The organism is Paenibacillus marinisediminis, from assembly GCF_054343325.1.
Map to the genome: position 1 here is coordinate 34807 of NZ_JBTGUH010000001.1, position 13548 is coordinate 48354.

At 44.7% G+C, this 13548-nt stretch carries 14 protein-coding genes and 1 other RNA gene; 6 read left to right on the forward strand and 9 right to left on the reverse strand.

Annotated elements, in window-relative coordinates; all coding sequences use genetic code 11:
* Positions 1–277 precede the first annotated feature (277 nt).
* The 3 genes from ACXX53_RS00175 to ACXX53_RS00185 are packed head-to-tail and all read right to left on the reverse strand — an operon-like array spanning position 278 to position 3513.
* The gene (locus ACXX53_RS00175) at positions 278–1798 is read right to left on the reverse strand and encodes a DUF4127 family protein (protein WP_458566587.1); all 1521 of its coding nucleotides are present in this window, start codon (positions 1796–1798) and stop codon (positions 278–280) included.
* Positions 1799–1831: 33 nt separating this feature from the next.
* A complete protein-coding gene (locus tag ACXX53_RS00180; RefSeq protein WP_458566588.1) occupies positions 1832–2677 on the reverse strand; it encodes a carbohydrate ABC transporter permease in 846 nt (281 codons plus the stop codon).
* Complete coding sequence (locus ACXX53_RS00185) at positions 2677–3513, reverse strand: carbohydrate ABC transporter permease (protein WP_458566589.1); 837 nt, start codon at positions 3511–3513, stop codon at positions 2677–2679. The genes ACXX53_RS00180 and ACXX53_RS00185 overlap by 1 nt, the downstream gene beginning before the upstream one ends.
* A 439-nt stretch (positions 3514–3952) precedes the next feature.
* Between ACXX53_RS00185 and ACXX53_RS00190 the strand changes: the two genes are divergently transcribed.
* A complete protein-coding gene (locus ACXX53_RS00190) occupies positions 3953–5233 on the forward strand; it encodes an ABC transporter substrate-binding protein (protein ID WP_458566590.1) in 1281 nt (426 codons plus the stop codon).
* A 252-nt stretch (positions 5234–5485) separates the two neighbouring features.
* Here ACXX53_RS00190 and ACXX53_RS00195 read toward each other — a convergent pair whose 3' ends face one another.
* Complete coding sequence (locus tag ACXX53_RS00195) at positions 5486–6040, reverse strand: TlpA family protein disulfide reductase (RefSeq protein ID WP_458566591.1); 555 nt, start codon at positions 6038–6040, stop codon at positions 5486–5488.
* Positions 6041–6183: 143 nt separating this feature from the next.
* On the opposite strand from ACXX53_RS00195, the gene ACXX53_RS00200 reads away from it, so the two are divergent.
* The 4 genes from ACXX53_RS00200 to ACXX53_RS00215 all read left to right on the forward strand — a co-directional run bounded on the left by ACXX53_RS00200 (position 6184) and on the right by ACXX53_RS00215 (position 9368).
* Positions 6184–7398 carry an MFS transporter gene (locus ACXX53_RS00200; RefSeq protein ID WP_458566592.1) on the forward strand — a complete coding sequence of 405 codons (1215 nt, stop codon included), beginning with the start codon at positions 6184–6186 and terminating at the stop codon, positions 7396–7398.
* 42 nt (positions 7399–7440) lie between these two features.
* Complete coding sequence (locus ACXX53_RS00205; protein ID WP_458566593.1) at positions 7441–7869, forward strand: Mov34/MPN/PAD-1 family protein; 429 nt, start codon at positions 7441–7443, stop codon at positions 7867–7869.
* 328 nt (positions 7870–8197) lie between these two features.
* Positions 8198–8647 (forward strand): MerR family transcriptional regulator, encoded by a 450-nt coding sequence (locus ACXX53_RS00210; RefSeq protein WP_458566594.1) that lies wholly within the window; start codon positions 8198–8200, stop codon positions 8645–8647.
* A 40-nt stretch (positions 8648–8687) separates the two neighbouring features.
* Positions 8688–9368 carry a zinc metallopeptidase gene (locus ACXX53_RS00215; protein ID WP_458566595.1) on the forward strand — a complete coding sequence of 227 codons (681 nt, stop codon included), beginning with the start codon at positions 8688–8690 and terminating at the stop codon, positions 9366–9368.
* Between the two features lie 57 nt (positions 9369–9425).
* On the opposite strand, the gene ACXX53_RS00220 is transcribed toward ACXX53_RS00215, so the two are convergent.
* Positions 9426–10355 carry a LysR family transcriptional regulator gene (locus tag ACXX53_RS00220; RefSeq protein WP_458566596.1) on the reverse strand — a complete coding sequence of 310 codons (930 nt, stop codon included), beginning with the start codon at positions 10353–10355 and terminating at the stop codon, positions 9426–9428.
* A gap of 76 nt (positions 10356–10431) precedes the next feature.
* Positions 10432–11034: a rhomboid family intramembrane serine protease gene (locus ACXX53_RS00225; protein WP_458566597.1), complete on the reverse strand. Its 603-nt coding sequence runs from the start codon at positions 11032–11034 to the stop codon at positions 10432–10434.
* Positions 11035–11178: 144 nt separating this feature from the next.
* On the opposite strand from ACXX53_RS00225, the gene tpx reads away from it, so the two are divergent.
* The gene (tpx, locus tag ACXX53_RS00230) at positions 11179–11697 is read left to right on the forward strand and encodes a thiol peroxidase (RefSeq protein ID WP_458566598.1); all 519 of its coding nucleotides are present in this window, start codon (positions 11179–11181) and stop codon (positions 11695–11697) included.
* A 69-nt stretch (positions 11698–11766) separates the two neighbouring features.
* Here tpx and ACXX53_RS00235 read toward each other — a convergent pair whose 3' ends face one another.
* The 3 genes from ACXX53_RS00235 to ACXX53_RS00245 all read right to left on the reverse strand — a co-directional run bounded on the left by ACXX53_RS00235 (position 11767) and on the right by ACXX53_RS00245 (position 13462).
* Positions 11767–12159, reverse strand: coding sequence for a DUF1499 domain-containing protein (locus ACXX53_RS00235; protein ID WP_458566599.1), 393 nt, complete (start codon positions 12157–12159; stop codon positions 11767–11769).
* A gap of 234 nt (positions 12160–12393) precedes the next feature.
* A non-coding RNA gene (gene ssrS / locus ACXX53_RS00240) (6S RNA) lies at positions 12394–12577 on the reverse strand.
* 93 nt (positions 12578–12670) lie between these two features.
* Entirely contained in the window at positions 12671–13462 is a 792-nt protein-coding gene (locus tag ACXX53_RS00245; RefSeq protein ID WP_458566600.1) for a YesL family protein, read from the reverse strand.
* Positions 13463–13548 lie beyond the last annotated feature (86 nt).

Sequence of the window (13548 nt, forward strand, 5' to 3'; positions counted from 1 at the left end):
AACCACGGTCCTTTAGGATTACTAATAGGTATCATTCTACTGGAATAACGGCCTGTGTGTCCATTTCATATAAACGTAACTCGCATTGCCAGATTATCAAGTGAACACCTATTTGTATCACTATTTACCCTGCAAGAGCTTTATAAGATGGAACAAAAAGATTGTTTTCGTGAGTCATCAAGCATTGGCTTCGGTTTTGAGCCTTTTTTTATACCATAATTTTCTTGTCAGCAAAAAAAGCCTGCGGCGCGCCACAGGCTTGATTAAAAAAAGAGCATCAATCTTCAATTAGCGTAACAGACAACCCTACTTCAAACATGCGGCTCCAAGGGATATAGCAGTCATCGATTTGTATCCTGTACGGCGGGGCATCCAAATGCTGGACAGCAAACCGCTCCAGCTCCCGACGCACCAGCTCGGCAACCTTGCCCCGCTGACCATCGATCGAGAAGTAGTCATACCCCATTGCTGGAAGCACTTCCGTCGTTACTTTTCGCCGTACCTCTGAACAATATCCGCCATCCTCCAGATAGCGGTGCGCCAGGAAATTCCGGTGGGATTGGGTATTGCCGTAGACTGCAAAAAGCATGGCCTGAGCGAGAACTGTTCCTAGCGTATTAGAGCTCGTGTTCCAACCGGCATAGCCTGCCAATTCATACAGCAGCCCTTGCTGACGGAGAAGCTTGATCAGCTGCAAATCGCCGCCATTAGCAAAAGCCACGTCAGCGATGGCACACGGCTTTCCGTACTCCCGAACCAAATACCCCGCCGCTTCAGTCAGTTCTGTCAGATTCCGCAAAACCTGATAGTCCGCCCCCGCTTCCCACTGGCTGACCGACTCGAGCATCAGTCCGCCTGCCGCATTGATGCATAATACAAAATCCGCATCCTGCCAAGATTCACAAAGCAGTCCACCGGCTGCCAGGATTTGATATTTAACACTTTCGTGCAGCATTCGGTCTTCGTATAAAGGAATTATGTAAGGAGCATTTATCCCAGCATATCGCAAAGCGACGAGCGGACGGCGACCTTTGAAGCGGTTGATCATGCGCGCTAACAGCGTGCACCCGACTTCATCCGCCCCCGGATACATATAAGCTTCCAATTCAACATGGTTGCTCCGAACATGCTGCCGTATCGCTTGTTGATCCAGAGCTGTCCAGCCATAAGGCGCCGAATCGTCCTGCGGAATGATGAGAAAATCGATCGTCCCATCCCGCAAAAGCTCGACAGTTCTCCGATTGGCCGCCAAATTGACGGCACGCCGGTCCAGGTAGTCTTTCAAAATCTCCTGCGGCAGACGAGCCTTGATAGCAGCCAACTGTGCTTGTTCTTCCTCCGTAGCCCCCCCCAATTCAAGCCGGTGCCGCAAATAACCGCTTTGAAAAATATCTCCGCCCCACTGCTCGTAATAGTCAGGCTCTTCATCGCTGCTTGGATAGCTGGGACAACGCATAATTAAATGAAATGCATACACCTTTATTGATGGATTAATCTCTTTTAGCCTGCGTAATTGGTCAAGCCTCGCCATACACGAATCCTCATCCATGTAATGCAAGCGAGATGGCACAATGCCGCCATAAAGGAGAGTATCCAAGGAGAGTATGGCGCCCTCTGCATCTTTCGCCTTCGCCATTAGCCACTCCCAGAGAGCCTCCACCTGGCCCGGCTGTTTTTTGAAACCCATCAGATCCCGATCCGGTCTTATTAATTTTACGTCCGTCCCTTTGGCTAGTTCCGCCGGAAAATCAAAATTACACGGCCGTTCATCTAACGGAATATATAATATATTCTTCATCGGCGATTCTCCTTGTGACAGATTTGGGATGCTTCAGCCCTTTATAGCTCCAGCAATACCTTCCATGTAATACTTTTGGGTGAACAAAAAAACGACAATAATCGGAACAACGGAGATGACCGTCCCAGCCGCGATCCACCCAAAGTTGTATGAAAACTGACCGTTCAAATAACTCAGGGCAGAAGCCAGAGGATACATCTGTGGATCATTCAAAACGATAATTGGCCAGAGGAAGTTATTCCACATCCCCATAAACACCAACAAGCCAATAACAGCAATGGCAGGCTTTACAATCGGCAGTGTCAGTTGCAGCCAAATCCGGAATTCTGAAGCTCCATCCACCTTACCTGAATCGCGGATTTCGAGCGGCACACCCATAAACGCTTGACGCATCAGAAAGATATTAAAAACCGACACAGCAGACGGTAAAACAACCGACATGTATGTCCCCATAATCCCGAGGGCATTTATCGTCAGATAATTCACTACCAGACCCGCAGCTGCTGGAATAACCATGGTTGCCACAAGCAAGGTAAATAACATGTCTCTGCCTTTAAAGCGGAACACGGCCAACGGATACGCTGTCAGACAGGAGAAGAAGATGTTAAGAACCACGCCAAGCACGGAAATGATGACGGTATTCCATATATATCGGGGAAAGTCCATGTAATTCCACACATTCACGTAGTTTTCAAAGTCAATGGACGTTGGAAAAATAACAGGCGGATTGGTAAACACATTCTTCCCCGGCATAAGTGATACGCTGAACAGCCAAAGGAACGGCCCCATCATGAAGATGGCGAACATAAGAAGAGAGACATACATCAGCAACAGCTTTATGACCTTCGTCAGTTTGATTTTTCTCATCATGACATCCATTAATATGGATTGACACCACCCTTCTTGTTAAATCTGAAGACAAGGATGCTCAGCAGTCCGATTAGGACACTCACAATCAAACCCAAAGCAGCAGAATATCCAAAGTTGAACTTTTGGAAGCCCTGCTGGTAAATGTACAAGCTCGATGTCAAAGTCGCGGTTCCCGGTCCGCCTTTCGTCAGTACAAACACTTCGTCGAATACGCGAATCGCCCCCATCAACGAAATGAGCGTACAGAAGAATACGTAAGGCTTGAGCAGCGGAATAGTAATTTTAGTTATGGTTTGTAATCGACTAGCCCCATCGATGCGGGCGGCTTCCACCAGATCGCTTGGAATAGACTGAAGCCCCGCCAAGTAAATCATCATATAGTAGCCAAGTCCTTGCCACAGCGTTATGAACATGACAGTCCATAACGCCGTATCTGGATTAGATAGCCAGTTCACCTTTTCATCTATGAGCCCGATGGATTCAAATAAATAGTTGACGACTCCATTCGGACTTAACAACCAGCCCCAGATGATAGCAACTGCGACCATCGAGGTTACGACGGGAATGTAATACGCTGTTCGGAATAATTTAATTCCATACACTTTGCTGTTTACTAGAATAGCCATTAAAATGGACAGGATTTGAATGAAAGGAACAATAATTACATATTTCAAAGAATTCCACAGCGAAGTAATGAAGTTTTCGTCGTTAAAAGCCCGTTTAAAGTTATCCAGCCCAACATAAGTCGTATCCCCTATGACGGAATAATCTGTTAAAGCAAGCGGCACGCTGTAAATGATAGGCCAAAAAACGAACATAGCAAGCAATAACAACCCGGGGGCCATGAATAACCAGGCCATCAAAGCTTCGGAGCGTTTCCACCTGGCGAATTTGGATGTTTGGTTCAAGATGACAACACCGCCTTAATAGATTTGTAGAGCTGATAAAAGCACAAAGATCTGCTGTCTAACTCAAAAAGCGCTTTCAAATTAAAGTTTACTAGGATATTACATCATGATTAATAACTGGAATTGCAACAAAGTAGAATTATTATAACACCATTTGGAGATTGCATCCATCTGATTTAATGCAAAAGAAAAATATATCCTCCAAACTCAATAAATCGACAAAAAAATACCTTTTTTGTTAAAAAACATCATAGATTTTTCTTCTACAATGCACTAAAATCAATCTCTAGTCAGACTGTAAGCGTTATCAAAATTTACTTGCTTTACTCTATTTTCATATTCATCCAACCTAAAAACTCAAAAAGGAGATGGAAACATGCGCAACAAACGAAAATCGTTTATATCTTTATTTCTAATCCTCGTACTATTAGTAGTCATGACCGCCTGCGGCGGTAAAGATTCCAATTCAAAAGAAACTAAATCCGGCCAATCTGGTGATAAGGTAACCGTGGAATTTTGGACGATATCTCTCCAACCAACCTTTAATGATTATTTCAATGAGCTGATCGCTGACTTCGAATCGAAAAATCAAAACATCAAAATAGATTGGAAAGACTTCCCATTTGATGCCATCGTGAACAAACTATTGACCAGCATAGCAAGCGACAGCGCTCCGGGTGTTGTGAACCTAAACACTGAGTTTGCCAATCAAATGGGCTACCGCGGTGCTCTTGTAGATTTCAATACCGTCTTATCTGACGAAGAGAAGGCTGAATTTTTCCCGGGGATTTATAATTCTACGATGATTAAGGATAAAGCCTATGCCCTTCCATGGTATACAGGGACCTCGGTCATGTTTATGAATAAAGGCTTGATTGAGAAAGCAGGTTTGGATGCTAATAATCCTCCAAAAACAAAGGAAGAGTTAAATGAGTGGTCTAGACAAATTAAAGAGAAAACCGGAGCATACGGATATGTTGTAGGCTTGGGCATGAATTCTATAATAGAAGAGGGAATTAGCATTTTGAATGAAGATAAAACGAAAGCTGCTTTTAACACCCCAGAAACAATTAAACACATTGAGGATAACTTGGCTATCATAGATGAGGGTATAGCTCCGAAGGACAAAATTAATTATGATAAATTGCTGCAGATGATGGCCAGCGAAGAAATTGCCATTTTAACGTCCGCGCCTTCATCTCTAAACCAGTTGAAAACATCCGCACCTGACGTCTATAAGCAACTCGTGGCTGCACCAATACCTGTGGGTAAAGGAAATACGCGGACTTCCGCAACGATGAATTTGACTGTACCTTCTTCCTATCCTCATCAGGAAGAAGCCATTGCATTTGCTCGTTTCGTAACTAATGCAGAGAATCAGTTAAAATTCTCCAAAGTGGCAAATACGCTTCCTTCTACGATTAAATCAGCAGAAGATCCATTCTTCTCCGAAAACGACGGTTCACTCGAAGGTACGGCCAAGACCATTTCCGTTCAAAGTTTGGATAAGGCATCCGATGTTATGTTTGGAATTGAACAATCTTCCGAGATCGCTGAGATCATAAATCTTCATATAGAAAATATCGTTCTTAATGGCGGCGATATCAAATCTGAGTTGGATGCTGCGGAAAAGAAAATCAATGATCTTTTGAAATAACTGTCGAAGGGGCATCCCAGGTCAATGGACCTTTTGGGATACCCCTTTTTTTAATTTTTTTCGATTAACCTGTAAATTCCTGAACCCATTAACTTATGCGATTTGCTGTGCGGATGCTTGCTGATTGGTCGTTCCATTTACTAAATGATTCTTTCCATGTGAGGGCTTGCCCAAGTAAAGAAGAGTAGCCCGGTTACTAACATATCAAAATCGTTCAATGTCTCCCTTAACCGGAGACACCCCTTTCCGACTTCAGCGCTCCTTAATAAGCGCCTCAATTTCCTTCTCTATATCCTTCACAGGACGCATGCCGATGTACACTTGACGAATCACACCGTTCTTATCGATCAGAAAGTTGGTTGGAAATGCAATACCATTGTAAGCCTGAAACACATCGCCCTTCGTATCCATCGGGACAGGGTTGATCATATCAAACTCATCGATAAATCCACTTGCCTTCTGAGCGGAATCGCCGCTCGATGTCACATTGACCGAGTACATATCAAGATCGTCCTTGTATTTGGCATACAATCGGACTAGATCTGGAGCCTCCGCCCGACACGGTCCGCACCATGAAGCCCAAAAGTTAAGAAATAACGGCTTATCGCGCTTGCCGCCGACTTTATAAGTTTCACCATCCAAGCCAACCAACTCAAAGGATGGCGCCATATATCCGACACGGGGCGCTTCTTCTTGCGACACCTGCACTGAACTAACAACATCTCCTTCTGCAGTCCCGCTGTTGTCCCATATACCAATTGCAACCAATACTATCGCTAATAAAAGTACCCATGTACTCTTCTTCATCGCCTATACCTGTCCCCTTCTATTTACTGCTGATTGATAACATTATACCCTTATTTTCTCAAAAACACGACAAGCATGAGCAATGATCTATGGGGACAATATAAACATGAATATGCGGTAACTCAATCACAGGAGGAAAAGTCATGTCTTCAACTTCAAGCACCAAGCGCTCTCCATGGTTGGAATATGCTGCTCTTGCGTCCGTTCCTTTAGTTCTTGTTCTTGGAAATTCCTTGCTTGTCCCCGTGCTGCCGGATGTAAAGCGTCACCTTAATCTTACAACGCTTCAAACCAGCCTAATTATTACCTTGTTCTCTGTGACAGCCGGGGTCATTATCCCGTTTGCTGGATACTTATCCGACCGCTTTGGCCGTAAGAAGGTCATGATCCCTGCCTTGATCATATATGGCGCCGCAGGTGTACTTGCCGGATTCGCAGCGGTATGGGAATCCTATAGTATCCTGATTACAGCACGGGCACTGCAAGGATTGGGAGCAGCAGGGACCGCACCAATCGCGATGGCGCTTGTGGGCGATATGTACGACGGTGCGGAGGAAACCCGCGCATTAGGTCTAATCGAGGCATCGAACGGTACTGGTAAAGTTATTAGTCCGATACTTGGTTCCGCACTTGCACTATGGAGTTGGGTGGTGCCGTTTTTTGCGTTTCCATTCTTCTGTCTCGCTTCCTTATTGATGGTAATCTGGCTGATTAAAGAACCTAAACAAACCGAAGAACCACCTAAGATACGTGAGTATATTGCAAAGATCGGCAGCATATTTAAAGAGCAGGGCAAGTGGCTTATCCCCGCCTTTATCGCTGGATCCTTTGCCTTATTTATCTTGTTCGGCATATTGTTCTACCTATCCGATGTGCTTGAAGAGATGCCGTACAACATTAAAGGCATTAAGAAGGGGCTCATACTCGCCATTCCCTTGTTATGCATGGTTATTACTGCCTATACAACCGGAAGTATAATTAAAAAGAATGGCAAGCTCATCCGCCTGTTGTCCAATCTTGGACTTGCCTTAATGGTTGTCTCGTTGGCAATCTGCATATTCTGCTACAACTATATGATCGTGTTCATAGCGCTGATCACGGTAAGCTCGATCGGCACCGGCCTGCTGCTGCCAGGCTTGAATACGATGATAACTGGCGCAGTTGAGAAGACGGAACGAGGAATGATTACCTCATTATATAGCTCCATGCGCTTTTTAGGCGTGGCATTAGGGCCGCCGCTATTTGGTTGGATCATGGGGATATCCCCGCGAATCATCTTCATTATGGTAGCTTCACTGTCTCTTATTGCCCTGGTGCTCGTGTTTATATTTGTGAAACCGGAGAACGAAGTTGCCTAATGACGACCATATGTGCTCCAATAGAAACAGAGGTGGAGTCCCATGCCAGAAATAGACGACAAGATCATCCTTATCGAATCCATACGAATCATTCAAGAAGCGCAAGAAGCGCTTCTTCACCATGCTAGGAGTCTATATCCGCACGAGTGCTGCGGAGTGCTGTTGCGTTCGAATAACGAAACACAGGAAGCTTACTCAACATTTGTCCCATTGATAAATAATGCCAAGAACACACTGCACAACTTCGAGCTCGAGCCAACTGAGCTATTAAATATCATATTTCGCTATCCAAAGGATAAATGGGACATGCTGTTTGTTCATTCTCATCCGAACGAAGCACCTAGACTGTCAGATGCCGACTTAACTGGAATGTCGCTATCCTCATCGCTGTTCCACGGGCTGCTTATTATTTCATTGCAGAACGGACTGCACGATCCCGTCTACGCTTACTATAACTCCGTGAATGGCTAAACCCGGCTTAGCCAACTGCAGCATATCGTATTCATTCCTTCGTCATATCCCGACCTCGTTCAGTATCCGCATACCAATAGGTTGACTCTCTCCTTCCGTCTTGAGACAAGCAGCCTTCATGTTCCTTGAATCAGCATACGATGTCATATTTTATAACATATATTACATTATTTATGTCGTTATATGTCTGGACAGCCTTTTTGGGTGATCAATTATGAAATGTATGTCATGTATAATTACATATTCTTCAAAGTGGAACGTTTGACTGTATGGTTTGCGATGAAGTATGATATGTGTTACAGATCAAGCATAATAAGACTTAAGCGAGGTGAATAGCCTTGGGGATAAGCAATATTTTCGCATAGGTGAACTAGCGCGTGAATCATGTGTCAGTCAACGAACTATTGATTATTATACATCAATCGGTTTAATCGAACCTGCCAAGCGTACAGATACCAACTATAGGTTATATCATTACGAAACGTTAGACAGATTAAAACGTATTACACAATTAAAGCAGGAAAAGTACTCTCTCGATGAGATACGAGCCTACTTCGAGCAATTGAAGCATGTTGCCTCTGAATCCGATATCGCCAACCGGCTAACCAACCTGCAAGTACATCTGCAGCAGGTGGAACGTGATGCCAGGGAGCTTAAACCTATACTGGAGCGAATGAAGCCGAAGCAGATGCAATCGCTCATACAGCGGATCGGCCCGCAAAGCGCGGCCTGCATCGAAGTGCTAATCGCTCTGCTTGATAAGCAGCAAATGCTTTAATCTCACACAACTTATGATCTAGAATCAGGGAGGCTGTTATATGAATACCAGTTTTATGTACCTATTAATTCTTCTAGCATTCGGCTTGTCGATCTGGGCGCAATTCCGCGTCAAAGGGACATTCAAGGAATTCTCAACGACACATATAGTAAGCGGAATGACAGGATATGAAGCAGCTCGCCGCATGCTTGATGCCAACGGCCTTCACGACGTGCCTGTCGAGCCGGTACAAGGCGCACTGACCGACCACTACGATCCGATTCATCGTGTTGTTCGTCTGTCCGAGCCTGTATATTATGAGAACTCGATCTCCGCGGTCTCCGTTGCATGCCACGAAGTAGGCCATGCGATTCAGCACAAGCTGTCTTACCCGATGCTCGTCCTGCGCCACCGTATGTTCCCTGTTGTTAACTTCGCATCAGGACTTGCGCCGTTTCTCTTGCTCGCAGGGTTTCTGTTCAATGCAATGAATCTCGTCGGTGTCGGTATCATCTTCTTCTCGGCAGCAGTCGCATTCCAACTGGTTACACTCCCAGTTGAATTCAATGCCAGCAGCCGAGCTCGCAACTTGATGATCTCCGAGGGCTTCATCACGAACGATGAGGAACGCGGGGTTGCGAAGGTATTGAACGCCGCTGCTTTAACTTATGTGGCAGCAGCTTTGATCTCTGTACTCGAGCTCATTCGATACATTATGATCTTCCTCAATAACCGCGATTAATTCCATTTCAATAACAAAGCCCTGACCTTCCGTCTTGCGGATGTGTCAGGGCTTTTATCATTTGTTCTTTATGCCGTATTTCTGTTCAATGTTCTGAATATGTTCCTTAAAGTAATCTAATAGGAAACGATAGAATGCCTGAGTAACAAGCGGCAGCTTCTCATCCGCTCTGCGAATTAATCCTACAGTTCTGGTAACCTCAGGCTCCGAAATACGCACACACACCGGCTGAAGCTCAGAGGTATGTTGAAGCGCCATATCAGGCAGCAGGCTAACCCCCATTCCAGCAGCAACTAAACCGCGAATCGTATCTGTCTCTTGCCCTTCAAAGCCAATTCGCGGCGTGAAGCCCGCCTTTATGCATGCGTCCCACACGATCGGCCGCAGAGAGTAGCCTTGGCTGAACAGTACAAATGTATCATCTTTCAGCTGCGACAGCTTAATTTCACTTTCTCCAGCCAATGGGTGATTAGGAGGCAATATTGCTGATAATTCCTCCGTAAGAATGATGTCGCCCGTAACTTCATCAAGATCTTCCGGGACCGGTGAGATAAACGCCAGATCAACCTCAGCGCGAGTAATATCACGAATTAAAGAGGGATACATTCCCTGCTTAAAACGGAACTTCACATTCGGATGATGCTTGCGAAATGCCGCAACAACAGAAGGTATGAGATGGACGCCTAAGCTATGTGGAAAGGCAATTCTGATCTCCCCCAGCTCCGGATCCATAAATTCTTGAACTTCTTGCACTGCTCGATCCAGTTCTTTCAGAATGACTTCTGATCGTTTCAAGAACAGCTGTCCTACCGGCGTTAATTGCAGGTTTCTCCCTTTCTGCAAGAACAGCTTAACACCCAGCTCCTCTTCGAGTTGATGAATCTGCCTGCTAACCGCTGATTGGGCAACATGCAGTTCTTCTGCCGCTTGAGTGACATGTTCCTTTTGTGCAACCTTCACAAAATAAACCAACTGCCTTAACTCCACAATCGATCAACGCTCCGTTTCTCATAATTCTCGATCCATGTATGCCATAAGCATTTGATAAATGGTGGTCATTCCATTAACGTCGATGCACGAAACGCATTAATCCCATGATGATAAACCCAGCAGCTAATCCACCGAGATGCGCGCTCCAGCTCACATTCGTCATGATGAACGACTGGATCACACCGATTGCCAGTATCACGTATATCGTTTTACGCGAAGCTTCATCCAAGGCTCTACGTTGAAATATCCCAATAAACAGATAAGCTCCGTACACGCCGAATATTGCGCCAGAAGCCCCAGCGGAAATCGTCCCCCAGTCAGACAGCCATAATGCCGCTGCATTGCCTAAAACACCGCTCAGCAGATAAAGAACAGCATATCTAAAGTGTCCTAGCGCACGTTCCAATGGCGGAGCAAATACGAACAACGCAAACATATTGAACAGCAGATGTTCGAACCCGATATGCAGGAACATCGCAGTGAATAATCGCCAGGACTGATTTGCAAAGTAGTCAAATTTCCCAACCGCGCCAAATTCCATCAAAGTGCGCATATTCGTTGACCCGCCGTTCAAGCTTAACACGATAAACATCGCGATATTGATAATCAACAAGGCAGTCGTCACAGGATACTGCTTAATGTAGGTACGCCAATTCTCATACCGAATAAATATCATATCGATTCCTCACTTTCTTGCAATATATCGTTCTATATCGGACACCTTAATGATAGCGATGCGACATTGGACATCAGCAAGCGCCTCGCGATATAATAAAAAAGAATTACCATAAATTTGATCTATAATTAGGAGGCTTTAATCATGACAACCGAACGCACTGGCGTTGCTACATTGAAAGGCAATCCCATTACCCTCGTAGGACCAGAACTGAAAGTCGGCGACCAGGCTCCTGATTTTCAATTGAACAAGTCCCTTATGGACATCGTAAGCCTGAACGATTTCGCAGGCAAGATCAAGTTGATTAGCGTAGTACCGTCAATTGATACTGGTGTTTGCGACATGCAAACTCGCCGATTCAACGAAGAGGCCGGTAAACTTGGAGGCAGCCTCGTTATACTGACTGTCAGTGCAGACCTTCCATTCGCGCAAGCCCGCTGGTGCGGAGCTGCCGGCGCAGACCACATCGTTATGCTCTCTGACTACAAAGACAATAACTTCGGTAAGGCGTATGGTGTTCTGATTAAAGAAATCCAACTCGATATGCGTTCCATCTTCGTTCTTGATGCGAACAACACGATCCGTTATGTTGAGTACGTAAGTGAGATGTCAGATCATCCGAATTACGAAGGCGCGATTGAAGCAGTGAAAGCTCTCGTATAATGCTTCATGAGACAAAAAGCGAGAGAAGAGTATAATCTCTCCTCTCGCTCCTTGCTTCTTATATAGACCTTAACTTGAAGTTACGAATGCTGAGAGTTTCTTATCTAAGATCGAGAATATCTCCAGGATAACACGATAGTTCGCCCCCAGATCACCCAGGCCACCGCGCGATGCAGAGTATACATCCACCGCAGATCTGACAGGTCCTACCGATACGATCGACACCGTAATATCCATTGTACGACCAAAAAAGGTGCGTTTCTCCAGTGTAATTTCACCGACACTTTGCACTTCATGCAGTATCTTGTAGCCTTTAATCTTCTTCAAGGTCGAAGTTACTTCATCCCAAGCCTTATCCTTGGATAATTGATAGTAATGCGTTTTCAATTTCGGATCTTTTGCGCGGTCACTGCTCGTCTCAAAGCTTCGAACAATACCTGCAAGCGTACGTTTGAGTGACAAAAGCTTGCTCCTCCTTTACTCAACTGCCGTTGTTCACTTCATTCAGTTTATCATTGAATAGCCTTGGAAGGAAGAGCAAATGCATACCATTATGAAAACGAAGCGATAATTTTACGAATTATTTTCAATATTTTTCCTTTACATTGATAATATTCCGACTTTTCGTTTTGCATATGCATATAAAAAGCACCTTTAATAAGGAACCAAGTCCACATTAAAGATGCTCTTTCAAGTACCTTCCCCGCCAATGCCGTTCGACTTTAATGTTTCTGAACCCGCTCTCGCAGGTGGGTGTCCGCAAAGACAACTTTGACTACTCGCTCGTAACGAGCTTGCCAGCATTGCCTCGATATTGAACTCCCGTGAAACAAACATTGGTTCAAAACAACGAAAGCCGTCACGCACATCGCAGGATTTATCATTATTATAAGCTCACTTTCGACAAAAGTAAACCCAGGGTGCTTGTCGAAATATTAATAACATAATCCAAGCTTGTCCTTTCTCATAAGGACTAATCGGCTTGTTTTACTTCTCCATCATTATCAAGATTCAATTCATCCGCCTCTTGAGCAGCCTTCTCTTCCGCTTCTGCTGCCTTATACTTTTCATGCTTATCCTGCATCTTCTGATAAGTCGCATAGAAGTTAAAGAACGCATAGTAAGCGATTACGGCGCCTGCAAAAAAGATGAGAACAACCGGATATCGAACCCCAATATAGAGCAAGCCTACGCTGACTATAGTAGTCAGGATAACACGTAGTGGACTAAATATGGTGATCAAAATACTGTTCTTCAGGATTTGAAACGATTTCATATGGTAATGAGCTACCATCGAGAAGAAGTTAAACATCGAAATAAACAGCATAATCAGCAATCCAAGCATAACCCAGCCAACGATCTGAAGCGATTCAAACTGTGTCATGTAAACGGTGTAGTCAACATACATGATAACAATCAGCAAGGTGTAGAATATGCCGCCGATCATAGCCTGCTTGTAATTTTCTTTGTACGATTTGAAAAAAGTTTTTAGCAGTTTAACGTCCGTATCTCCCATTACCCATTTACGCGCTACCGAAAACATGGCAGCAGTAGCTGGAAATAATAAGAACGGGGCAGAAATCCCCATCGCCCAGCTCATCTGTAACGATTCGTTCGGAAAGTTGTTTGCCATCATCACTAGTTTCGTGAACAAAAAGAAGAAGAACGGCGCCGAGCACAGCAGCCACAGCAAATTTGTCACCGTGAAACGCATAATCCATTCTGATAGACGGTAAAAACCACCCATAAGCCCTCTAAATTCCAATCCAAACTCCCCTTCCTACATCCTGTCTTTATTACTATAATACAAACACAAACCGTAAACCAGTGCCTATTTTAACACACTCTAGG

Bases quoted from the DNA above. Each gene is read 5' to 3' on its own strand.
- ACXX53_RS00215 (WP_458566595.1), top strand. From the start codon at position 8,688: ATGAATACCAGTTTTATGTACCTATTAATTCTTCTAGCATTCGGCTTG.
- ACXX53_RS00180 (WP_458566588.1), bottom strand. From the start codon at position 2,677: ATGGATGTCATGATGAGAAAAATCAAACTGACGAAGGTCATAAAGCTG.
- ACXX53_RS00185 (WP_458566589.1), bottom strand. From the start codon at position 3,513: ATGGCCCCCGGGTTGTTATTGCTTGCTATGTTCGTTTTTTGGCCTATC.
- ACXX53_RS00225 (WP_458566597.1), bottom strand. From the start codon at position 11,034: ATGATATTTATTCGGTATGAGAATTGGCGTACCTACATTAAGCAGTAT.
- ACXX53_RS00195 (WP_458566591.1), bottom strand. From the start codon at position 6,040: ATGAAGAAGAGTACATGGGTACTTTTATTAGCGATAGTATTGGTTGCA.
- ACXX53_RS00175 (WP_458566587.1), bottom strand. From the start codon at position 1,798: ATGAAGAATATATTATATATTCCGTTAGATGAACGGCCGTGTAATTTT.
- ACXX53_RS00190 (WP_458566590.1), top strand. From the start codon at position 3,953: ATGCGCAACAAACGAAAATCGTTTATATCTTTATTTCTAATCCTCGTA.
- ACXX53_RS00200 (WP_458566592.1), top strand. From the start codon at position 6,184: ATGTCTTCAACTTCAAGCACCAAGCGCTCTCCATGGTTGGAATATGCT.
- ACXX53_RS00205 (WP_458566593.1), top strand. From the start codon at position 7,441: ATGCCAGAAATAGACGACAAGATCATCCTTATCGAATCCATACGAATC.
- tpx (WP_458566598.1), top strand. From the start codon at position 11,179: ATGACAACCGAACGCACTGGCGTTGCTACATTGAAAGGCAATCCCATT.